A 22681-nucleotide genomic window follows, 5' to 3' on the forward strand; every position below is an offset into this window, starting at 1 on the left:
ATAAAGTTAAAAATTCAAAAAATTATACAACTCTTATCAAGAGCAGGTGGAGGGATTTGGCCCGATGAAGCCCAGCAACCGACCGTAATACCATTGTGAAATGGGGCGTTTATGACGCCAAAAGGCACGGTGCTAATTCCAGCAGAAAGTTTACTTTCTGGCAGATAAGAGGGGAGAAGATAAACTTCAAACCTCTTTCTTTATGGAAAGAGGTTTTTCTGCGTCAGAAAAACCTCTGAATTAAAAGGGGGAGAAGACGATGGGATATTATTCATTAACTGAAACAACAGCTATACAATATGCGAAAGAACACGGTTATTTTGAAAAGAAAGCAAATGTAGTTTGTCATGAAATTGGGGATGGAAATTTAAATTACGTGTTTAAATTAGATGACGGAGAAAAGACGATTATATTAAAGCAAGCACTTCCATATGCAAAAGTAGTTGGTGAGAGCTGGCCATTGTCTATAAAAAGAGCGACGATTGAAAGTAAGGCATTACAAATTTTCGCGAAGTATGTACCGGAATACGTTCCAAAAGTATACAGTCATGATGAGGAGTTGGCAGTGACAGTAATAGAAGATTTATCAAGACTAACGATTACAAGAAAAGGATTAATAGACGGAGAAGAGTATCCTCTTTTATCCCAGCACATTGGTCGCTTTCTAGCACATGTTTTATTTTATACTTCAGATTTCGGTTTACAGTCAGAAGAGAAGAGGGTACTAGAGGGTACATTTGTAAACCCAGACCTTAGCAAAATTACAGAAGATTTAGTGTTTACAGATCCGTTTAGTCATTATGATACGAATGATTATGAACCAGAGTTACAACTAGCGGTTGATGAGCTGTGGAGTGATAAAACTTTAAAATTAAAAGTAGCACAGTATAAGTATAAGTTTTTGACGAGAAAAGAGGCTCTCATACACGGAGATTTACATACTGGTAGTATATTTTCATCACCTTCTGAAACGAAAGTAATTGATCCAGAGTTTGCAACGTACGGTCCATTTGGATTTGACATCGGTCAATTTATTGCAAATTTATTATTAAATGCTTTATCAAGAGAAGAAGAGCAGAGAAATGTACTATTTTTCCATATAGAGAAGACATGGAGTTATTTTGTAGAAGCTTTTACGAGGTTATGGATTGGAGAAGGTGTAGAAGCATATACGAAAGAAAAACAATGGTTACCAATTATTTTGCAAAATATCTTTACTGATGCTGTCGGATTTGCTGGATGTGAACTTATTCGTAGAACAATCGGCTTAGCTCATGTAGCAGATTTAGATGAAATAGTAAATAAAGAAAAAAGAATTCAAGCTAAGAAGCAAGCGTTATCCTTAGGCAAAGAACTAATAAAATATGAATCTAAGAGTGCTGATATTCAATTGTTCCGAACGTTATTTCAACAGACAGTTGGAGGTGTAAAAGCATGAGTACAATTGTTACTGTTCCGAGATCTGTAAGTTGGAAAGGTGATGCTATTGCGGTATTAAACCAAACAAAACTACCGCATATTACTGAGTTTAAAACATTAACGACTATTGAAGAGGTATGGAAAAGCATTGTTATGCTTGAAGTGCGCGGGGCACCTGCAATTGGAATTGTAGCTGCGTTTGGTTTGGCGCTTGCGGCAAAGAAATACGATGCTATAAATATCGATGAGTTTCAAAAGAAGTTTAATAGAGATTGTAACTATTTAGGAACATCACGCCCGACGGCAGTCAATTTATTTTGGGCAATCGATCGTATGAGAGAATCTATTGGAGAGGTTGTTACAATAAAAGAAGCACAAAAAATATTAGAAGAAGAAGCGCTTCATATTCAGCAAGAGGATGAAATGGTGTGCCGAAATATTGGAGAACATGGTTTAACGTGTTTTAAAGACGGTGATAAAATTTTAACAATTTGTAATGCAGGGAGTATCGCAACTGCTAGATATGGTACTGCATTGGCACCGTTTTATATTGGGAAAGAGAAAGGTGTACATTTACATGCGTATGCATGTGAAACAAGACCAGTTTTACAGGGGGGACGTTTAACGACTTGGGAGTTGAAACAAGCGGAAATTGATGTAACGCTTATTACAGATAATACGGCAGCCCATGCAATTCGTACGAAAGAAATTGATGCGATTATCGTAGGAGCAGATCGAATCGTTGAAAATGGTGACACTGCGAATAAAATAGGAACATTGAATTTAGCTATATTAGCAAAGTATTTCGGTATCCCATTTTACGTTGCAGCGCCGTTATCTACGTTTGATATTACGAAACAAACAGGCGCTGAAATTGTTATTGAAGAAAGAGATGAAACAGAAGTTACGAAAATTTTTGGGAAACAAGTAGCACCACTTGGAACGCCTGTATTTAACCCTGCGTTTGACGTAACACCGCATGAATTAATTACAGGGATTATTACAGAGGAAGGTATTTTACGTGGAGATTATAAGCGAGAAATTACATCATTATTTGAAAAAACAAGCTAATCACAAATAGCTTGTTTTTTTATGCCTAAGAATCTCTTTTTCTCTTATTTATGTAATGAAGGGAGGAGAGAAAGATGGAAGAGTGGATCAGGATGATAGGTAATGTGGGGTTTCCAATTGTTGTAACGCTATATTTACTACATCGCATTGAAAGTAAATTAGACGGAGTGATTGTTGCAATTGAGAAACTCCCTAAACAATTACTAAAGTAGAAAGATCCTCGCGATAGAAAGTAAAATAAAGTTTGCTCGCGAAGAGCAAACTTTATTTTTTATCCCGCATTAATGGGCAGTAAGCCCGATTGGTGAAGGTTAATAATCAGTGGGGGATGAATAAAACCCCCTCTGATTAAAGTTTCACTTTATTGAGCAGTATATCCACCATCGATAACAACAGCTTGACCAGTTATGCCTTTTGCTTTTTCACTTGCTAAAAACATAGCATAATCCGCAATTTCTTGTACTTGCAACAAGCGCTTTTGTGGTATGAGAGGATAAATAACATCTTCTAAAACATTTTCAAGTGGTACATTTCGCGTAGTTGCTAAGTCTTGTAGTTGATTTCGTACAAGAGGGGTATCAACATATCCAGGACAAAGAGCATTTACAGTAATTCCATGAGTTGCTCCCTCTAAAGCAGCCACTTTTGTTAATCCAATTACACCATGTTTCGCACTATTATAAGCAGCTTTTCCAGCAAATCCGACAAGGCCATTAATGGAAGCGACATTAATAATCCGACCATAGTTTTGTTTTTTCATAATCGGAAAGGCATGCTTAATTGCGATGAAAGGAGCGATTTGCATAATTTTGATTAGCAGCTCGAACTTTTCAGTTGGAAAATCTTCAATCGGTGAAACATGTTGCATTCCTGCGTTGTTAATTAATATATCTAATGAACCGAAGTGAGTAACTGTTTGTGAAATTGCTGCTGCAATTTCTTCTTCAGCTGTAACGTCACATTTTAAACCGATAGCTTGATAGCCTTCTTTTTGTAATTGTTCAGCAGCTTCTTTCGCACGTTCTTCAAGACGATCACTAATGACAACTTTTGCACCTTCTTTTGCAAATGTGTTTCCCATTTCATAACCAATACCACTTGCAGCACCTGTTAAAAAGACAACTCGATTTGTAACCATGATGAAAAACACTCCTTCATAATAAAAGTTCTCTTATTGCTCTATTTAGAGAGGCGATAATGAAATTCCTGCAAACATTTGGAAAAAATCTTTAGCTATCTTGTTTTGCAAAATAGTCTCTGCTATACTATATTGTAAAGCAAGATACTTACGCTTATCTATCTTGTAAAACAAGATAGTGGGAGGATTTGAATTATGTCGACAAGTCAAATGCTGAAAGGGATTTTAGAAGGATGCTTACTTGCTATTATTTCTGAAGGCGAAATATACGGTTACGAAATGAGTGAAAAGCTAGCAAAGTATGGTTTTACAATGGCGAGTGAGGGAAGTATTTATCCGTTATTAATACGAATGCAAAAGGAAGGATTAATCACAAGTGTAATGAAGGAATCTCCATCTGGCCCCAAACGGAAGTATTACACGTTAACAGAAAAGGGAGCAGATGAACTAGATGAATTTATGGGTCGCTGGGAAGCGATGCAAAGTAGTGTAGAACGTCTACTTGAAGGGAAGGGAAGAATAAAATAATGCTATCAAGTGAAGCACGAAATTTTTTATTGGATATGAGATTATTTTTGACAGCAAAGAGTGTGAAAGAAAGCGATATTGAAAGCTTTTTAGAAGATGCAGAGTTGCATTTAATAGAAGGTGAGAGTGACGGAAAAAGTGTAGAAGAAATTTTCGGAAGTTCACCGAAAGAATATGCCAATGAACTTGTAAAAGTGATGGAAAGAGATAGACAGGAAACGTGGAAGCAAATTGGTTTTACGGTAATGAATATCGTAGCATTTTGGATTATTGCTTCTATTTTAATAGTGAATAATGGAATTTTACAGATTTCACTTATTCAGTGCATTGGCTATAGTTTTACATTGATTTTAGTTGTTATGGGTCCTAATTTTCTACTTCGCAAAATGACCTTTGTAAAAAGTTTTACAAAAACATGGTTTTCTATGTGGTTTTTAGTCATGATTGCGCCAATGTTTTTATTAGGAGTTGTTACGATATTAGATGTGATATATCCTACCAAAATGTTTACATTCACCCAAACGCAAAGTTATATATTAGCTGGAGGTATATTTATCATCACAGTAGCGATAAATATATATTTTGAAGGATGGTTTAAAAACTTATATTTAATCATTCCGCTTTCTATTATGTTAGTGTTTAAAACATTTACATCAGAAGATCTCATGCCAATGTTATTTCAGATTATATGTTTATACGGAAGTTTGTTTATTTTAATTTTCCTTGAGATTATGATGAAGGTGAATAGAAGAGAAACGGTTAATTAAGGGAGGGATAAAAGTGTTATCGAATGAAGCACAAAAATTTTTAGATGATACCCAAGGGTATTTACGAACGAGGGGCATTAGAGAAGCGGATATTATTTCTTTTATAGAAGATGCGGAAGTTCATTTAGTAGAAGGAGAAAAAAGAGGGAAGAGTATAAATGATATATTCGGTCATGATCCAAAGGAATATGCTAATCAACTTGCGAAAGAGATGGAAGTAGATAAAACAGGGAATTATAACTTATTGCTTTACTTTATTATAAATTTATTAGCATTCACGATGATGAAGAGTGTATTCTTTAGTGAAGCAGACCATCGCTTGTCTTATTCTTTAATTGAACTAATTGGATATCCGATTATGCTTTTTGTAGGGATTAGTGTATTAATATGGGGGATGAGAACAGCAGTCTTTAAACGTAAAAGAACTGAATTTTTAATTATGTATATAACTGGTGCAATATGGTTTTTATCAATTTTTAGTATTGCATTATTAAATGAATTTTATGGTACAACATTTATTAAATTTACTGCTACAGAAAGCTTCACTCTTGTTGGCGTAGTAGTTATTTTTGCAGCTATTGCAAATATTAAAGTTGGTGGTTGGTTTACTTTGTCTTATTTACTAGTTCCAATTGTATTAGAATTTGTATTTGTAACGATAGATTTATCAAACATTATTGGAATGTATGTACAACAAGTAATTCTTTTCATTGTTATTTATATGCTTCTAAAAATTCATACGAAATTAGAAAAAAGAGAAGTATACGAATAAAAAAGAGGAATAGTTATGTATATGGAGTAGTAGTTTTCTAAGGTTAACTATACTACTTTCACCAAAAGAATACATGATGACTATTTTGATACTTTATTAGATGACACAACAGGATATGTTTTGCTCTTCGGCTTAATAGGAAAAGGGCTGCTCTGGATATGCAAAAATTAGTTACAAAGAAATATTATATAGGGATTTTTAGAGGAATTACATTTACGTTTAGTTGGATATTTGCATTCTTTGCAGCCGAAATTTGGTTTGTTGATTTGAATAGATTATTTTAAACAGTAACAAGACGTTACTGTTTTTTTCTTTGTAATAAAGAACTTTGTAAGGAGAGTTTCTTTTGTTCGTTCGTTAATAAGGAATGAATATGGACGTTTTCTGGGCGGGGAACTATAGGATACATAAGGTTTGATGGGGAAGGATGGTGCTCCGAGCCAGTTGGGGAATGAGGATCTGCATGAGTAAGTTTTCCGTGAATCCGTCTTGTAAATAAAATATGACCAATTTCGTGAGCGAGGGTGTATATATTTTTCATTGGAGCAGCTGAGTTTGTTAAAACGATGTAACCAGTAAGTTGTTGTTGTTTTGCTAAAGAGTAGGCGCAGGCAATTACTGCTGTTTCTTTGAAATAATCACTGCCAATATAACAAATATAAAGATCACATTCGGGAGCTTCATTTACACACGTTTGGAAAAAGGATGCTAATTTTTCCTGACTTTGAATGGAACTTTTATAACTAATCTCACGGTCAGAAAAACGGAAAAGCTCATTTAACACAATTACTTCTTGAATTTGAAATGTAATGGGATGCCAAATTGATTCTGCAACTGCTAAATCTTTTGCGATGCGGTCGTCAGAAATATTAGCGCCTGGAGTAATGCAAATACATATATTGACGTATGGATCCATAAGGAACACCTCAAATGAAAAAATTCTTCCTATAATATATGTGGGGAAAAGATGCTATGTATGGATAAAAGCCTTGTTTATTACATGAAAATATAGACTACAAGTCGAAAAAATTTCATAGTTCTATAACGTAGTGTGGTCATCTTTTTGATATAGTAAAGGAAAGGGGGAGAATATATGTATACATTAAAAATCGTTTCAGACAGAGAAGCTCTTTATCAATTTGCGAGCTATGTAAGAGTCGTACAAGGGGTTGAAGATGTATTTGTAGAGGTGGGAGAACCTTTATATGAACATCCACTAATGAAATTTTATGTACATATTACAATTGAAGAAATATATGATCAGCATAAAGCGTTACAAGAAATAGCTAGATTAGTAGAATTAGGGCGTTTTACATACGTCCATTATCGCAATGAGGAAATTGAAGAAGCTTTTGAAGCTGTAAAGTACGAAAGCTTTAAGAAATAAAGTGAAACTTTAATCAGTGGGGTGGTTCTTCATCCCCCGCTGATTATCAGCCCTCACTAATCGGGCTTTTACGGGCAGTTTATTCCCCACCTAACTTCTTTATTTTCGCTGAATTTTGAGGTAGGGGGCTTACCGCCTGCAAATAGCAGGATAACGGTGAAAAAAGGAAGCGAAAGCTTCCTTTTTTGTTGAAAATTACATCAACATAAGGAAGAGAATTTTGTTATGATAAGGAAGGGTGAGGAAAGGAGAGTTTACATATTGGGGTATATTGAAGAGTTACGCAAAGTAGTTGGTACGAGACCACTTATTTTAGTAGGGTCAGCAATTATTATATTAAATGATAATCAAGAAGTATTGCTTCAATATCGTTCAGATACATATGATTGGGGTGTGCCTGGCGGGGCAATGGAACTGGGAGAAACGACAGAAGAAACTGCTCGTAGAGAATTATTCGAGGAGACGGGGCTAAGTGCAAAAATAATGCAATTTCTTGGTGTTCTTTCAGGAAAGGAAGTTTATTTCCGTTATCCAAATGGAGATGAAATTTTTAATGTAATTCATCTGTATCAGGCACATTATGTGAGTGGAGACATAAGGCTGGATCATGAAGGGTTACAACTTCAATATTTTCCGGTAGATAAGTTACCGAAATTGAATGAAACGACAGAGAAGATATTGCAAAAATTCTTATATGCATTAACAGAATAGAAGGTTAATTCCTTCTATTTTTATTATATTAAATATTTTGATTTTTTAGTATGTTTATAGTATGATAATTGTAGACATACATCTTATGGAATTCCATCTAAAAACTTACTAGGGTACATAAGAGAGGGGCAAGTACAAAATGCATAATGTTGTCATTACAGCTGCAGTTCGTTCACCAATTGGAACTTTCGGAGGAGCACTAAAAAATATCACACCAGTAGAATTAGCTGTTCCTGTACTTCAGGAAGCTGTAAAAAGAGGCGGAGTAGAGCCACATGAAGTTGATGAAGTGATTTTAGGTCATTGTATTCAAAGAACTGATGAAGCAAATACGGCAAGAACAGCTGCATTAGCGGCAGGGTTTCCTGACACAGTTACTGGTTATACAATTCAACGTCAATGTTCTTCAGGTATGCAAGCAATTATGTCTGCTGCAATGCAAATTCAATTAGGTGTAAGTGATATTATTGTTGCAGGTGGCGTAGAAGCAATGAGCTCGAGCCCTTATGCATTAAAACAACACCGCTGGGGCCAACGTCTACAGCATGGAGAAATTCGTGATACGGTGTGGGAAGTTTTAGAAGATCCGATTCACCATATTATGATGGGTGAAACAGCGGAAAACTTAGTTGAACAATATGAAATTACAAGAGAGGAACAAGATGAAGTTGCACTTCGCAGTCACACATTGGCACTGCAAGCAATCGAGTCTGGATACTTTGACGATCAAATTGTTCCTATTACGATAAAAGAACGTAGAAAAGAAGTTGTATTTTCGAAAGATGAACATCCACGTGCAGATATTACAGCGGAAAAATTAGCAGGATTAAAATCAGCTTTCCGTAAAGATGGATCGGTAACGGCAGGAAATTCATCTGGTCTTAATGACGGAAGTGCGGTTTTAGTATTAATGAGTGAGGAAAAAGCGAAAGAAAAAGGGCTACAACCGTTAGCTCGAATTGTTGGATATTCAGTAGCGGGTGTAGATCCGAAAATTATGGGTATTGGACCAGCGCCAGCAATTCGCAAAGGGTTAGAAAAAGTAGATTGGTCATTAGAAGATGCAGATTTACTTGAAATTAATGAAGCTTTCGCTGCACAATACCTAGCTGTAGAGAAAGAGTTAGGATTAGACCGTGAGAAAGTGAATGTAAACGGTAGTGGTGTAGGACTTGGACATCCAATCGGTTGTACAGGAGCTCGTATCACTGTAAGTTTAATTCATGAATTGAAGAGACGTGGGTTAGAAAAAGGAATTGCTTCTCTATGCGTCGGCGGCGGTATTGGGGTAGCATTATTTATAGAAGCATTATAAAAAAGAGGCAGCGATTGCTGCTTCTTTTTTTACGATTCAAATAAATGATGGAATAATCGATCGCGATTTTCAAAGAAAAGTTTCGTCGTTTGGTAATGCTCGGTTTCTTCTAATGTGGATTCGTGAATTCCTTCTTGTGTTAAAGAATAAATAGTGGATTCAGGATAAGCCATTAAAATAGGGGAGTGCGTCGCGATAACAAATTGTGAACCTTGTTCCGCTAGTTCGTGCATTCGAATGAGCATAGAAAGTTGTCTCATCGGAGATAAAGCTGCCTCAGGCTCATCTAAAATGTATAAACCTTGTCCTGAAAAACGATTCATAAATAAGGAGAAAAATGATTCACCGTGTGATTGTTTGTGTAATGAGATACCACCATATGAATCAATAACTGGATTTCCAGATGCTTCTGGAGCAGCATCTATTTCATCAATATAAGAAGCAACGTTATAAAATGATTCAGCGCGAAGAAAGAAACCATCGCTTGGTGTATTGAAACTTTTTGAAATTCGAAGGTATTCATGTAAAGATGAATGTGAATCATTTGTGCTAAAGCGGAAATTCTTCGTTCCACCTTCTGGATTAAATCCTAAAGAGATTGCAATTGCTTCGAGCAATGTTGATTTACCCGTTCCGTTTTCTCCAATAATGAATGTTACATTTGGGTGAAAAGCTAATGATTGTAATGTTCGGATAGCGGGTAAACAGTAAGGATATGCGGAAAAACTAGGGATACTTTCTTTTTTTAATGTGACATTTTTTAAAAAGGGTACGTCAATCAATATATAAACCTCAATTCATAACGGATTTTGATTCTAAAAAGGCTGCAAATACAAGTGTAAGACAGCTTGCGGCTAGAATTGTATACTGAAGTGCACCAAAACCGAGACCTTCCCAACCGAAAGAAGTTTTCTTCCACATAAAAATGAAAAGAACGCTCATAAAGCCAATAAGAGCAGGCACATATTTTATAATTTTGTAGTGCTTCCATAGAAAAAATCCAATGTATGTACTGAAAAACAAGGCAAACAGAATAAGAAAAAAGACAAGTGTTAATGACACGTGAATCCCTCCTTATTTTCTGAATATTTTATGTGGATTATAACATGTAAACTATCATATTCCAATGTGAAAATAAATATTGCATCAAGATCAATTCTCTCGTTATGATAGATGGTATTCTATTGAAAATATGAAGGGGAGTTACAACATGCCGTTTACATTTGCACATCCAGCAGCAATTCTTCCTTTTGCGAAAAAGCATTCTCAATATATTTCAGTAACGGCTCTTATATTAGGGAGTATGGCACCTGATTTGGAATATTTTTTACATTTTAGACCGTATGGTGTCATTGGCCATACATGGCTTGGGTTCTTATATTTAAATTTACCGCTTGTATTTCTGTTAGCATACATATATCATTACATTTTAAAAAAGCCGTTTATAACACATTTACCTAAACCATTTGCTGGCTATTATACATATGCAGTAGATGAGAGGTGGGGGCTTTATACATGGAAGGATTTCTTTGTATTTTGCTATTCCGCTTTATTTGGTATGCTCACGCATGTCGTTTGGGATGCGTTTACTCATAATACAGGCTATTTCGTTATGCAAATACCATCGTTACAAAGAGAATTATATAGTATTCCAGTGTATAAATATATGCAACACGGGAGTACATGTGTTGGTTTATTATTACTAGTATATGTACTATGGAAGTATAAAGATGAAACAGGGGAAGATATTATTATAGCTTCAGAAAAAAGGGAGTATTGGGTTTCGGCAATTATTGTGGCAGCTCTTATATTTATCGTTCACGCGTTCGTAAATCCCTATTTTCATATTTTCCAAATTGGAGGTATAATAGTATCTGGACTGACAAGTTCATTTTGTGGACTTCTCATTATTTCTATAGTTTACAAAGCAAAGGACTAATTGATATTAATGAATGATAGTGTTAGGAGAAATTATATGATGAAAGCATGGAAAAGTATTTTTGTTTTATGTAGTTTTCTTCTTATGTTAAGTGGTTGCTTCCATCAAGAAGAAAAGAAAGCTGAACCGAAGAAGAAAGAAGATATTCCTGAAACAAAGGAGTATGGTGGGCGTGAGCTGAAAAAAGTAGGACAAAAAGTGAAAGAAAAAGGGTGGGGTACTTTTAAGTTAGAACAGATTCATTCTGTGAATCAAATATTTGAAGTAGCACCAATGAAAATTCATGTACAAGATGTGAAAGTAATCTCATTATCACAGATGAGTAAAGAGGCAAAAAATACATTAAAAGTATATACGGCATTAACTCCTGAAGAAGTAAAGCGTAGATTAGGAGATAAAGTAAGTCAAGAAGATGCGGATCTATATGCATCGCTAAGTGGAACAGAGATTAGCGATACGATTCGTTACGTTGAAATTACATATAAGGTGGAAAATAGCGGGAATAAAAATATGCAATTTTTCTCTATGAATGATGTTACGATTAATGATAAACAACATTTTAATGTAGCGACTCAAAACTTTTTATATGAAGAAGACACACTGGTGGGGACAAAGAGTGTATCAAGGGAAGATTATAAGCCTGGTGAGACACGAGCCGGAATTATCGGTTTAATACTTGATGATGGAAAAGAGAAGGTAAAGGATATTAAGTTTACAACAGATGATTTAGCGGTAGGAGATACTCATGAAGCTGTTAAAGAGCCACAAACTTTCAATATCTCACTTTCCAAGTAAGGTGTGTATTTAAACGAAAACAGTCAGCATAAAAATTATGCTGACTGTTTTTTTAGCTCTTTCACATATGAATCTACACTTTGAAAAGGTACTGTAATTTTAAATGCATCTTTTTGTTCGTTAAATTGTTTTTCATTATAAGGACCGAATCGTTTATTATGCTTTACATCGATAATCCAATAATGTTCACTTTTTTTATTTGTAATTGCTGCATCGGGATTATTTGGATCTGATTTTTCCTCAATTTGTTTTGTGATAATGTATTTATCGTCCCAAGCAATTTCTGTGATTTTTGCAGGAATGTATTGTGTAGCATATACAGCATCTTGCGATGGGAAAAGTTCAAATGCATCTCCAGAAGTATGTATGAGTTCATATTCGTCGTTAATTGTATAGGTTAAATGGTTTGTATTGCCTGTACAACCTGTTAATAAGAGTGCGGCAAATAGGATTATCCATCTTTTCAATATGGGAACCTCCTTTATAGTGCTGTTGTAACACATTGTACAAGAAAAGTAAGAGAAACGCTAGTTTACAATGTTTTTTAGAAGTGGTACGATGAAACGGGTAAAGAAGGATATGAAGGAGTCGACATAGAATGAAGTTAAAGATGCATCGTCCAGCGCTTGTAATGAATCGCATAGGTGCTTCCCTTATTGACATGTTTTTAATCTCGGTTATGTACGGTGCGATAGTAGCTGTTATCACCGGAAACTATAGTGCTATTTTCAATCGTTTTAATATAAGTTTTGGTGACTATAGATATGACCTTACGGTAGCTTTTATACTAATGGCTATATATTTTATTTTGTTACCCTTTATTTGGAACGGTTCTACAGTAGGTAAAAAGGTAACAAGAACAAAAATAATTTCATTAACAAGTGAAAAACTAACGTTACAAACATTAATAATACGATTTTTTGTATTGTTATTACCAAACATATTGTTACTTGGAATTCCATTAATATGTAACGTATATATGATGTTATTCCGCAAAGATAATTGTGGTTTCCATGATTTAATTGCAAAAACGAAAGTGATGAGTCTAGTATAAGAACCATTTAGATTATACGTTATAATAGTGAAATAAGACTTTTTATTGTTTGCATATAAAAAGTCTTATTTTTTTTTAGAAATTTGATAAATGTAATTTATATAGGCTAGATATCTCCTATATAGTACTCGCCATGTTATTGAAGGTGTTTAAAGAAGCGGTGGCTAATTCAAACATCCTATTTTTCGTTTGAATAGATTGAAAATTAAGTTAATGGTATAATGAATATAAATAATATTGTTATATAACAAAGGGGGATTTGGAATGACCGGAGGTAGCTTAATATTTTGGGGGATTTTTATTTTTATCGGTTTAACCTTTGATCAATATAATAGTAAGAAAAAAGAAACAAAAAAGTAATCGCTTACAAGTTGCTATCGTAACTGGCGGTGGCATCGGTATTGGACGTAATACAGCTCTTTTGTTGGCTAAACAAGGCGCAAAAGTAATTGTGACGGACATTGATCAAGAAAGTGGACAAGCAACAGTGGAAGAAATTATGAATCTAGGCGGAGAGGCACTTTTTGTATCCTATGATATGGGAAAACAAGGAGATTGGCAACGTGTTATCAGTTTTACTATGGAGGCATACAGTCGTGTTGATATGCTTTTTCAAAATGCTGGTCTATATAAAATAGATTCTATTTTTTCCCGCCAACAAGAGAACGATTCCAATGTACTTTGTATTAATGACGTTTGGATAGAGATAAAACAATTAACGTCATCTTTTATGAAACAGCAAGAAGAAGTGGTGCTCAATGATTTACCGGTTTTTGGTGTTATTAGCACGAGAGGACAATCATTTCATACAATAGAAGCCCTAGCATAATAATGGAAAACCGCCCTCAGCATATATGTGGACGGTTTTTTTGTATGTTCTATAATAGAACTTTATTTTTTAACGAATACGTTGTTCGGTTTGACTGTCAAAGAAATGCGCTTTATTTAAATCAAATGCAAGTTTAATTTGATCTCCAGGTGAAAAAGCATGTCTTGCATCAACACGTGCTGCAAAATCTTGATTTCCAAGTTTCATATATAAAATAGATTCAGCCCCTAACAACTCTGCAACTTCAATTTTTGTTGTGAAAGTAGTAGATTGCGAAGCTTCTAAAAATAATAGTTCATCATGAATATCTTCTGGACGAATACCTAAAACAATTTCTTTATTTACATAGCCTTGTTCGCGTAATAATTTCATTTTTCCTTCAGATACTTTGATTTTTAATGAATTGTCTATAACGAAATCGGTTTCAGTTAATTTTCCACGGAAGAAATTCATCGCGGGTGAACCGATAAAACCACCAACGAAAATATTTTCAGGTGTTTCATATACTTCTTTTGGAGTTCCAATTTGTTGAATTTTTCCATCTTTCATAACAACAAGACGTGAAGCCATTGTCATTGCTTCAGTTTGATCATGTGTTACATAAATTGTTGTTGTGCCAAGGCGGTGGTGTAATTTAGAAATTTCGGATCTCATTGCAACACGTAGTTTTGCATCTAAGTTTGACAATGGTTCATCCATTAAGAAAACTTTTGCGTCTCGAACAATCGCTCTGCCTAATGCAACACGTTGTCGTTGTCCACCTGATAACGCTTTTGGTTTTCTAGTTAAATATTGTTCAAGCCCTAAAATTTTTGCTGCGTCGTTAACGCGACGATCGATTTCATCTTTCGGTATTTTTCGAAGTTTTAATCCGAATGCCATATTATCATAAACACTCATATGCGGATAAAGAGCATAGTTTTGGAAGACCATTGCGATATCTCGATCTTTTGGAGGAACATCGTTCATTAGCTTACCATCAATTGAAAATTCTCCTTTTGAAATATCTTCAAGACCAGCTACCATTCGTAATGTGGTAGATTTTCCACATCCAGAAGGACCGACGAATACGATAAATTCTTTATCTTGAATGTGTAAGTTAAAATCTGTTACGGCTGTTACGTTATTATCATATATTTTATAAATATTTTCTAATTTAAGTTCTGCCATGATATTTCCCCCTAGAAATTTATGCAAACGTTTTCTTTGAGTTCATTATAAACGAATAGATTCAAAAAAGAAATAAAAACACTAGAAAAAATAAAACGTTTTCATTTCCACAAGAAAATATAGTAAGTTTCGCTCATTTTCTTAGAAAAAGAAGAATAAATATTGTAAGCGCTATTTTAAATTAAGATAGAATCTGTTATCATTCAGTAATGAAAACGTTTGCGCCTTAAAAAAGAAAAAATTATAGTATAGATGAAATGGGGTAGCATAATGGAAAAACAATGGTGGAAAGAAAGTGTAGTATATCAAATTTATCCTCGTAGTTTTATGGATAGTAACGGTGATGGCATAGGGGATCTTCGTGGCATTCTTTCAAAGCTAGATTACTTAAAAGAATTGGGTATTGATGTAATTTGGTTATCACCAGTCTATGAATCTCCAAATGATGATAATGGTTATGATATAAGTGATTATTGTAAAATTATGAATGAGTTCGGAACAATGGAAGATTGGGATGAACTATTACATGAAATGCATAAACGTAATATGAAACTTATGATGGACTTAGTTGTTAATCATACTTCAGATGAACATAATTGGTTTATTGAATCACGTGAATCGAAAGATAATAAATATAGAGACTATTATATATGGCGTCCTGGAAGTGAAGGGAAAGAGCCGAATAACTGGGGAGCAGCGTTTAGTGGCTCTGCATGGCAATATGATGAAATGACAGACGAATATTATCTACATCTGTTTTCTAAAAAACAACCAGATTTAAACTGGGATAATGCAAAGGTAAGACAAGATGTTTATGGCATGATGAAGTTTTGGTTAGAAAAAGGAATTGATGGATTCCGTATGGATGTTATTAATTTTATTTCTAAAGAAGAAGGCTTACCAGCTGTTGAAACGGATGAAGAAGGATATGTTTCAGGGCATAAACATTTTATGAACGGTCCGAACATTCACAAATATTTGCATGAAATGAATGAAGAAGTATTGTCTCATTATGACATTATGACGGTTGGGGAAATGCCAGGTGTAACGACAGAAGAGGCTAAATTATATACAGGTGAAGCTAGAAAAGAACTACAAATGGTATTCCAATTTGAACATATGGATTTAGATTCTGGAGAAGGTGGGAAATGGGATGTAAAACCGTGCTCACTCCTTACTCTGAAAGAAAACTTAACAAAATGGCAAAAAGCATTAGAGCAAACAGGCTGGAATAGCCTTTATTGGAATAACCATGACCAGCCGCGTGTTGTATCACGTTTCGGGAATGATGGAGCTTATCGAAATGAATCAGCGAAAATGTTAGCGACAGTACTTCATATGATGAAGGGGACACCGTATATTTATCAAGGAGAAGAAATCGGAATGACTAACGTTCGATTTGAATCCATTGATGAATATCGAGATATTGAAACGCTAAATATGTATAAAGAAAAAGTTATAGAGCGCGGTGAAAATATAGATAAAGTGATGCAATCTATTTATATAAAGGGCCGAGATAATGCTAGAACGCCAATGCAGTGGGATGATAAGAAACATGCTGGATTCACAACGGGTGAGCCTTGGATAGCGGTAAACCCTAACTACAAAGAAATTAATGTGAAACAGGCGATTCAAGACGAAGAATCAATTTTTTATTACTATAAAAATTTGATTGAATTACGTAAAAATAATGAAATAGTTGTGTATGGATCATACGATTTAATACTAGAAAATAATCCTTCAATTTTTGCATATGTAAGAACATATGGAGAAGAAAAGCTTCTGGTGATTGCAAACTTCACTGCGGATGAATGTGTATTCGAATTACCTGAGGACATTATTTATAACGAATCAGAGTTATTAATACACAATTATGACGTAGAAAATGTATCGATAGAAAATATTATATTACGACCGTATGAAGCAATGGTATTTAAATTGAAATAAGAAAAAGCTATGCCATTTCACCCTGGCATAAGGCTTTTTCTATTACCATTTTAAAATAGAGAATCCGTACGGTGGAAGTGTAACTTGTAATACACTTGCTTCCGCTGAAAATTCTTCGTTTGTATAAATGTTAAGTATTTTCTTCCCAGTAATATGAAGAGGGAGTGAAGCTGTAACTTCACTGTTAGTAGGATTTAAAACGAAAAAGATAGTCTCATCTTCATATGTTTTTGTATAAGAAATATAATTATGTTCATCGTTTGCTTCGATAAATTGAAAAATACCGTGTCCTCCAAATGATTTATATTGTTTCCGTAATGAAATTAATGTTTGTATATGTGTGAATAAAAGAGTGTCTTGTTCTTTTTCATCCCATATCATACATTTACGACAACCAGGATCCATGCCACCATCCATACCGATTTCATCACCATAATAAATACAAGGAGAACCGATGAAAGAAAGGTGAAATACATAGAGTAACTTTAACTTATTTGTATCCCCATTACATGTTGCTAAAATTCTAGGTGTGTCATGACTGTCTAATAAATGAAATGCCGCTTCATTTACATTCATAGAGTAGGAATGTAGAGAATCTGTAATTTGTTTCATGAATTCATTCGCACGAATGGACTCGTTAGCAAAGTAAGAAAGTAGGGCGTTTGTCACAGGATAGCTCATTACAGCATCAAATTGATCCCCTTGTAGCCATGGGAGTGCATCATGCCAGATTTCTCCTAGAATATATACTTCAGGATTTAATGCTTTTATTTCACTACGGAATTCTCTCCAAAAACTGTGATCGACTTCATTTGCGACATCAAGGCGCCAACCGTCTATATGGAACTCTCTTACCCAATAACGACCTACTTCAAGTAAATATTCTTTTACATCTGGATGAGCAGTATTTAATTTAGGCATATATGGTGTAAATGCGAAAGTATCATAATTAGGAAGCGGCTCAGTTATAATTGGAAATTCATGAATATGGAACCAATCTTTATAGGCGGAATTCTCACCATGGTTCAGCACGTCTTGAAATTTATCGAAGAAGTATCCGCTATGATTAAAAACAGCGTCGAGCATTACTTTTATACCACGTTTATGACATGCTTCAACGAGTTCTTTGAAAGTTTCTTTCGTCCCAAATTGTGGGTCGATTTCCATGTAATCAATTGTGTCGTATTTATGATTCGAATGAGCTTTGAAAATAGGAGTGAAATAAATTCCAGAGATTCCAAGCTTCACAAGGTAATCAAGATTTTGAAGAATGCCAGCGAAATCACCCCCAAAAAAATTAGTAGCAGTTGGCTCTGCACTTCCCCAAGGAAGGGTGTTTGCCGGATTTATTGCGCTATCCCCGTTAGCGAATCGTTCCGGGAAGATTTGATACCATACTGTGTTTTTAATCCAAGATGGTGCCCTGAAAACGTCTTTTGCATGAATGAATGGAAAGCAGAAAAAGTTACCGACATCGTCATTTGGAATGTTAGAAAAAAATCCTCGTTCTGCATAAATAAGAGTGTCTACGTCGTTTTTTAATTCGAATCCATATCGTAAGCGTTTAAATTTCGGTTCGATTGAAACCGACCAATAATCAAATAACTCAGTAGATCCGGTTTTTTTCATCGGTGTACTCGCTGTAATCCATTTCCCATCTTGCCATTCGTATGGATCACCGTAGATGAGGGCGGCGCTGTGAACATCATCTCTTTTTGTGTGTATTCGGATGTGAATTGTTTTTTCGTCGTAAGCGTATGCATAATTATCTTTTGGCCTATGATAGATTGCTTCTTTAAGCATATAGAAAATCCCCCTTTAATATCTCTATACATATTGTTACCTAAAACGAAATAATAAAGATTATGTTGCAAACGATTTCCTTTCACATAACTTTAATATTGCTTATAAGAGTAGTATTCATTTTATATAAAGTCAATGAATAAAGAGTATGAGAAGATTATTTTGAAAATTAATATTTGCAAAATGAATAAAAGGATGTATAATGATAGACAAATAGCGCAAACGTTTTCATAGATTATGATATTGTTTGCGCTTCTATTAAACTATCGAATGCAAACGTTTTCAAACAAAAGGTACATAGACAATTTAGGGAGGTTTTTTGGGATGAAGAAAGCATTATCACTATTAACGATTTCAGCATTGTCAATCGGTATGTTATCTGCATGTGGACCGAAAGATTCAGGGAAAAAGGAAGCAAGTAAAGAGAAGAAAGATTATGACCTTCTCGTTTGGGAAGATGATAAAAAAGGTGTTGGTTTAGAACCAGCCGTGAAAAGCTTTGAGGAAAAATATAAAGTAAAAGTTAAAGTTGTTGAAATGCAAATGACAGATCAAGTGAAGAAGTTACGTCTTGATGGACCTGCGGGGACGGGGCCGGATGTTGTAACATTGCCACACGATCAAATTGGAAATGCAGTAACAGAAGGCTTACTTTCTGAAGTAAAAGCAGATGATGCTGTGAAGAGTAAATTTACTGACTTATCAATAGAAGCACAGACATATAACGGAAAATTATATGGTTTACCAAAAGCAATTGAAACACCAGTTTTTATTTACAATAAAAAATTAATGCAAAAAGCACCAGAAACGATGGACGAGCTGTTTAACTTCTCAAAAGACTTTACGAAGGATGGCAAGTACGGATTTTTAGCACTAGGAGATAACTTCTACTTTGCTAACGCGTTTATGGCAGGTATGGGCGGATATGTATTTGGTGAGAAAGACGGAAAGCCAAATGCAGGTGATGTTGGATTAAATAATAGTGGAGCAGTACAAGGTGCTGAATATCTTCAAAAATGGTACAAAGAAAAGTTATTCCCGAAAGGTATTATTGGTGAATCTGGTGGCCCTGCTGCTGACGGATTATTCAATGAAGGAAAAGCAGCGTCTATCATGAACGGACCGTGGGCGTTCCAAGCGATGGAAAAGAACGGAATTGATTATGGTGTTGCTCCAATGCCGAAATTACCAAATGGTCAACCGATGAAAACATTTGTTGGGGTAAAAGGATGGCATGTAACAAGCTTCTCTAAACAAAATGATTTAGCTACAAAATTTACTGAGTGGGTAACTAATGAAGAAAATGCAAAAATTCGATTTGAGAAAACAAAAGAAATTCCTCCAGTAAAATCAGTAATGGAAGATCCAATTATTAAAGATAATGAAGCTGCAAAAGCAGTTGCAACTCAATCAGAAAATGGAGTTCCAATGCCGAATATTCCGGAAATGCAAGAAGTATGGAAACCAGCTGGAGACGCTCTTCAGTTAGTTGTTACAGATAAAGAAGCACCAAAAGCAGCACTTGATAATGCAGTGAAGCAAATTAAAGGGAATATTGAGGCAAACCACAGCAATAAAAAATAAGGTGAAATTCGTGCCTCGAATATAAGAGGCACGAATTCTCTCCCTTCCAAGTAGGAAGAAAAAAGGGGGAAGGAACATGCAAACATCTATGGAGCCAGCGAAAGATTTAAACGGTTCAAAGCATAGGAAAATGGCGACCATGTTATCAATTATTCCAGGCATTGGTCAACTATATAATAAACAATATGTTAAAGGTCTTATTTTTCTAGTATTAACAGGTTCATTCATTGTAGCATTTGCTGATTTGTTAAATATGGGGTTATGGGGAATTGTAACACTCGGTACAGAAGTTCCACGTGACCATTCTGTCTTTCTATTAGTAGAAGGGATTTTGGCACTTATCGTCATAGTGTTTGGACTGGGGATATATGCATTTAACTTATATGATGCATACCAAAATGGAAAGAAGCGTGACATTGGAACACCATTAAACTCAGTAAAAGAGCAGTATCGTAACTTATTAGATCAAGGTTTTCCATATTTAATGGTTTCACCAGGTTTTCTATTGCTTATCTTTGTTGTTGTATTTCCAATCATTTTCGTAATTTTAATTGGATTTACGAACTACGATTTATATCACTCTCCTCCAGCTAAATTAGTAGATTGGGTGGGCTTTAAAAACTTTATTGATATTTTCACATTACCAATGTGGAGAGAGACATTTTTAAGTGTATTCTCTTGGACTGTCATTTGGACATTCGTTGCAACAACACTGCAAGTTGCACTTGGTATTTTTTTAGCAATTATCGTAAATCAGCCTGGGATTAAAGGGAAGGCTGTTATTCGAACAATTTTCATTTTACCGTGGGCAGTTCCAGCATTCGTATCTATTCTTGTTTTCTCTGGTATGTTTAATGAAACATTTGGAGCAATTAACAATCAAGTATTAGCTTTATTCGGAATTGAAAAGATTGCTTGGATGACAGATCCATTTTGGGCGAAGATTGCTTTAATTATGATTCAAACGTGGCTTGGATTCCCGTTCGTCTTTGCAATGACGACAGGTATACTGCAATCGATTCCAGGAGAATTATATGAAGCGGCTACAGTAGATGGAGCTACAGCTTGGCAACAGTTCCGTAAAATTACATTGCCACTTGTTCTATATGCAACAGCACCAATATTAATTACGCAATATACGTTTAACTTTAATAACTTTAGTATCATCTATCTATTTAACGGCGGAGGTCCTGCTGTAGCTGGACAAGATGCAGGTGGAACAGATATTTTAATTTCATGGATTTATAAGTTAACGATGACTTCGGCGCAGTACGGGAAAGCCGCAGCTCTTACAATGATCTTATCGTTAATCGTTATTACAGTTGCGTTATGGCAATTTAAGAGAACAAAATCATTCCAAGAAGAGGATATGATGTAAATGAATATTAAAAGACAAAAGATGTTACGTCTCTCATTAAGTTATTTCGTTATTTTCGTAATGTGTGCCATCATTTTCTATCCATTATTATGGATTATTGGCTCATCGTTTAATCCGGGTGATAGTTTATCTGGATCAAGTATTATACCGCAAAATGCAACGTTAGATCATTATCGTAAGTTATTAGATTTAGAGAATAGTAATTATTTACTATGGTATAAAAACACATTAAAAGTAAGTGTTTTAACGATGATTTTCTCAGTGTTAGCAATTAGTTTTACTGCTTATGCATTTTCGAGATACCGCTTTGTTGGAAGAAAGAATGGTTTATTAACATTTTTAATTCTGCAAATGATTCCGAACTTTGCAGCGTTAATCGCACTATACGTATTAGCGCAGTTAACAGGATTAATCGATACACATCTTGCATTAATTTTAATTTATGTAGGCGGAGCAATCCCTATGAATACATGGCTTATGAAAGGGTATTTTGATACGATTCCGAAAGAGTTGGATGAATCAGCTCGTATGGATGGAGCTGGACATTTCCGTATTTTTTGGCAAATCATTATGCCACTTGCAAAGCCAATCGTGGCAGTTGTAGCGTTATTCACTTTCATCGGTCCATTTACAGATTTCATTTTAGCGAGTATTATTTTGCGCACACCGGAAAATTATACTTTAGCAGTTGGACTCTATGAAATGGTAGCCAAGAAATTTGGTAATGAATTTACAACGTTTGCAGCCGGTTCCGTATTAATTGCAATCCCGATTTCGATTTTATTCTTATCACTACAAAAATACTTTATTTCTGGTTTAACAGCTGGAGGTACGAAAGGATGAGAAATGGGACATTATGTCCCATTTTTCTTTTCATCTCTCTATAAAAAAATTTATAGAGAGATGAAAAGAGATTTGACATCGCATATGAAAAGAAGTGAAATAAATAGTATATTATAGTATAGGAAAAAAGAGCTATATCCCTTACAATACATGGAGAGGGAGAATATGATAAGTTTTGCAAGATAGAATAAATAAATGAAAGTTTATGACTGATCCTATGACTTGCAACGA

Annotated in this window: 25 protein-coding genes, 1 pseudogene and 1 riboswitch; of the genes and pseudogenes, 19 read left to right on the forward strand and 7 right to left on the reverse strand. The window is 34.9% G+C overall.

The window, feature by feature from the left end:
* Window positions 1–30 precede the first annotated feature (30 nt).
* A riboswitch (SAM riboswitch) is annotated at window positions 31–171 on the forward strand.
* A gap of 88 nt (window positions 172–259) precedes the next feature.
* From mtnK to CDB3_RS04020, 3 genes are all read left to right on the forward strand, one after another.
* Window positions 260–1438: an S-methyl-5-thioribose kinase gene (gene mtnK / locus CDB3_RS04010; protein ID WP_128853544.1), complete on the forward strand. Its 1179-nt coding sequence runs from the start codon at window positions 260–262 to the stop codon at window positions 1436–1438.
* Window positions 1435–2490, forward strand: coding sequence for an S-methyl-5-thioribose-1-phosphate isomerase (gene mtnA / locus CDB3_RS04015; RefSeq protein WP_128853545.1), 1056 nt, complete (start codon window positions 1435–1437; stop codon window positions 2488–2490). The genes mtnK and mtnA overlap by 4 nt, the downstream gene beginning before the upstream one ends.
* Before the next feature lie 74 nt (window positions 2491–2564).
* The gene (locus CDB3_RS04020) at window positions 2565–2702 is read left to right on the forward strand and encodes a YvrJ family protein (protein ID WP_000393342.1); all 138 of its coding nucleotides are present in this window, start codon (window positions 2565–2567) and stop codon (window positions 2700–2702) included.
* Between the two features lie 149 nt (window positions 2703–2851).
* On the opposite strand, the gene CDB3_RS04025 is transcribed toward CDB3_RS04020, so the two are convergent.
* Entirely contained in the window at window positions 2852–3628 is a 777-nt protein-coding gene (locus CDB3_RS04025) for a 3-hydroxybutyrate dehydrogenase (protein WP_128853546.1), read from the reverse strand.
* Window positions 3629–3823: 195 nt separating this feature from the next.
* Here CDB3_RS04025 and CDB3_RS04030 point away from each other — a divergent pair, with 195 nt between their 5' ends.
* From CDB3_RS04030 to CDB3_RS04045, 4 genes and pseudogenes are all read left to right on the forward strand, one after another.
* The gene (locus CDB3_RS04030; RefSeq protein ID WP_128853547.1) at window positions 3824–4156 is read left to right on the forward strand and encodes a PadR family transcriptional regulator; all 333 of its coding nucleotides are present in this window, start codon (window positions 3824–3826) and stop codon (window positions 4154–4156) included.
* Window positions 4156–4923, forward strand: a complete 768-nt coding sequence (locus CDB3_RS04035; RefSeq protein ID WP_128853548.1) for a DUF1129 domain-containing protein — start codon at window positions 4156–4158, stop codon at window positions 4921–4923. Before CDB3_RS04030 ends, CDB3_RS04035 begins: the two co-directional genes overlap by 1 nt.
* 13 nt (window positions 4924–4936) lie before the next feature.
* Window positions 4937–5695 (forward strand): DUF1129 domain-containing protein, encoded by a 759-nt coding sequence (locus CDB3_RS04040; protein WP_128853549.1) that lies wholly within the window; start codon window positions 4937–4939, stop codon window positions 5693–5695.
* 69 nt (window positions 5696–5764) lie between these two features.
* Window positions 5765–5979 (forward strand): annotated as a pseudogene (locus CDB3_RS04045) (DNA-binding protein).
* Between the two features lie 14 nt (window positions 5980–5993).
* Here CDB3_RS04045 and CDB3_RS04050 read toward each other — a convergent pair.
* A complete protein-coding gene (locus CDB3_RS04050) occupies window positions 5994–6611 on the reverse strand; it encodes an ImmA/IrrE family metallo-endopeptidase (RefSeq protein ID WP_128853550.1) in 618 nt (205 codons plus the stop codon).
* Window positions 6612–6788: 177 nt separating this feature from the next.
* Here CDB3_RS04050 and CDB3_RS04055 point away from each other — a divergent pair, with 177 nt between their 5' ends.
* From CDB3_RS04055 to CDB3_RS04065, 3 genes are all read left to right on the forward strand, one after another.
* Entirely contained in the window at window positions 6789–7082 is a 294-nt protein-coding gene (locus tag CDB3_RS04055) for a DUF3928 family protein (RefSeq protein WP_128853551.1), read from the forward strand.
* A gap of 261 nt (window positions 7083–7343) precedes the next feature.
* Entirely contained in the window at window positions 7344–7793 is a 450-nt protein-coding gene (locus CDB3_RS04060) for an NUDIX hydrolase (protein WP_128853552.1), read from the forward strand.
* Between the two features lie 139 nt (window positions 7794–7932).
* The gene (locus CDB3_RS04065) at window positions 7933–9108 is read left to right on the forward strand and encodes an acetyl-CoA C-acetyltransferase (RefSeq protein ID WP_128853553.1); all 1176 of its coding nucleotides are present in this window, start codon (window positions 7933–7935) and stop codon (window positions 9106–9108) included.
* Window positions 9109–9137: 29 nt separating this feature from the next.
* Here CDB3_RS04065 and CDB3_RS04070 read toward each other — a convergent pair whose 3' ends face one another.
* Together CDB3_RS04070 and CDB3_RS04075 are read right to left on the reverse strand one after the other, a co-directional pair.
* Window positions 9138–9890 (reverse strand): AAA family ATPase, encoded by a 753-nt coding sequence (locus CDB3_RS04070; protein WP_128853554.1) that lies wholly within the window; start codon window positions 9888–9890, stop codon window positions 9138–9140.
* Window positions 9891–9900: 10 nt separating this feature from the next.
* Window positions 9901–10170 carry a hypothetical protein gene (locus tag CDB3_RS04075; RefSeq protein ID WP_128853555.1) on the reverse strand — a complete coding sequence of 90 codons (270 nt, stop codon included), beginning with the start codon at window positions 10168–10170 and terminating at the stop codon, window positions 9901–9903.
* Between the two features lie 148 nt (window positions 10171–10318).
* On the opposite strand from CDB3_RS04075, the gene CDB3_RS04080 reads away from it, so the two are divergent.
* The gene (locus tag CDB3_RS04080) at window positions 10319–11047 is read left to right on the forward strand and encodes a DUF4184 family protein (RefSeq protein ID WP_128853556.1); all 729 of its coding nucleotides are present in this window, start codon (window positions 10319–10321) and stop codon (window positions 11045–11047) included.
* Window positions 11048–11083: 36 nt separating this feature from the next.
* The gene (locus CDB3_RS04085; RefSeq protein WP_128853557.1) at window positions 11084–11842 is read left to right on the forward strand and encodes a hypothetical protein; all 759 of its coding nucleotides are present in this window, start codon (window positions 11084–11086) and stop codon (window positions 11840–11842) included.
* A gap of 35 nt (window positions 11843–11877) precedes the next feature.
* On the opposite strand, the gene CDB3_RS04090 is transcribed toward CDB3_RS04085, so the two are convergent.
* Complete coding sequence (locus CDB3_RS04090; protein WP_002033805.1) at window positions 11878–12309, reverse strand: DUF3997 domain-containing protein; 432 nt, start codon at window positions 12307–12309, stop codon at window positions 11878–11880.
* A 131-nt stretch (window positions 12310–12440) separates the two neighbouring features.
* Here CDB3_RS04090 and CDB3_RS04095 point away from each other — a divergent pair, with 131 nt between their 5' ends.
* The 3 genes from CDB3_RS04095 (at window position 12441) to CDB3_RS04105 (ending at window position 13725) form a co-directional block, all read left to right on the forward strand.
* Window positions 12441–12896: an RDD family protein gene (locus CDB3_RS04095; protein ID WP_128853558.1), complete on the forward strand. Its 456-nt coding sequence runs from the start codon at window positions 12441–12443 to the stop codon at window positions 12894–12896.
* Window positions 12897–13160: 264 nt separating this feature from the next.
* Complete coding sequence (locus CDB3_RS32020) at window positions 13161–13256, forward strand: flagellar motor protein (RefSeq protein ID WP_128853559.1); 96 nt, start codon at window positions 13161–13163, stop codon at window positions 13254–13256.
* The gene (locus tag CDB3_RS04105; RefSeq protein WP_128853560.1) at window positions 13216–13725 is read left to right on the forward strand and encodes an SDR family NAD(P)-dependent oxidoreductase; all 510 of its coding nucleotides are present in this window, start codon (window positions 13216–13218) and stop codon (window positions 13723–13725) included. The genes CDB3_RS32020 and CDB3_RS04105 overlap by 41 nt, the downstream gene beginning before the upstream one ends.
* A 69-nt stretch (window positions 13726–13794) precedes the next feature.
* Here CDB3_RS04105 and CDB3_RS04110 read toward each other — a convergent pair whose 3' ends face one another.
* Complete coding sequence (locus CDB3_RS04110; protein ID WP_097830846.1) at window positions 13795–14895, reverse strand: ABC transporter ATP-binding protein; 1101 nt, start codon at window positions 14893–14895, stop codon at window positions 13795–13797.
* Between the two features lie 270 nt (window positions 14896–15165).
* Here CDB3_RS04110 and malL point away from each other — a divergent pair, with 270 nt between their 5' ends.
* Window positions 15166–16842 carry an oligo-1,6-glucosidase gene (malL, locus tag CDB3_RS04115; protein ID WP_128853561.1) on the forward strand — a complete coding sequence of 559 codons (1677 nt, stop codon included), beginning with the start codon at window positions 15166–15168 and terminating at the stop codon, window positions 16840–16842.
* 42 nt (window positions 16843–16884) lie between these two features.
* Here malL and CDB3_RS04120 read toward each other — a convergent pair whose 3' ends face one another.
* On the reverse strand, window positions 16885–18645 hold the full coding sequence (locus tag CDB3_RS04120) for an alpha-glycosidase (protein ID WP_128853562.1): 1761 nt from the start codon (window positions 18643–18645) through the stop codon (window positions 16885–16887).
* 324 nt (window positions 18646–18969) lie between these two features.
* Here CDB3_RS04120 and CDB3_RS04125 point away from each other — a divergent pair, with 324 nt between their 5' ends.
* The 3 genes from CDB3_RS04125 (at window position 18970) to malD (ending at window position 22450) form a co-directional block, all read left to right on the forward strand.
* A complete protein-coding gene (locus CDB3_RS04125) occupies window positions 18970–20229 on the forward strand; it encodes an extracellular solute-binding protein (protein WP_097830849.1) in 1260 nt (419 codons plus the stop codon).
* 76 nt (window positions 20230–20305) lie between these two features.
* Window positions 20306–21607 (forward strand): maltosaccharide ABC transporter permease MalC, encoded by a 1302-nt coding sequence (malC, locus tag CDB3_RS04130; RefSeq protein ID WP_128853563.1) that lies wholly within the window; start codon window positions 20306–20308, stop codon window positions 21605–21607.
* Window positions 21608–22450, forward strand: a complete 843-nt coding sequence (gene malD / locus CDB3_RS04135; RefSeq protein WP_001022595.1) for a maltosaccharide ABC transporter permease MalD — start codon at window positions 21608–21610, stop codon at window positions 22448–22450.
* The last annotated feature ends 231 nt before the right edge of the window (window positions 22451–22681 follow it).

Origin of the sequence: Bacillus sp. CDB3 (assembly GCF_002081505.1) — a bacterium.
Taxonomy (GTDB): Bacteria; Bacillota; Bacilli; order Bacillales; family Bacillaceae_G; genus Bacillus_A; species Bacillus_A cereus_AT.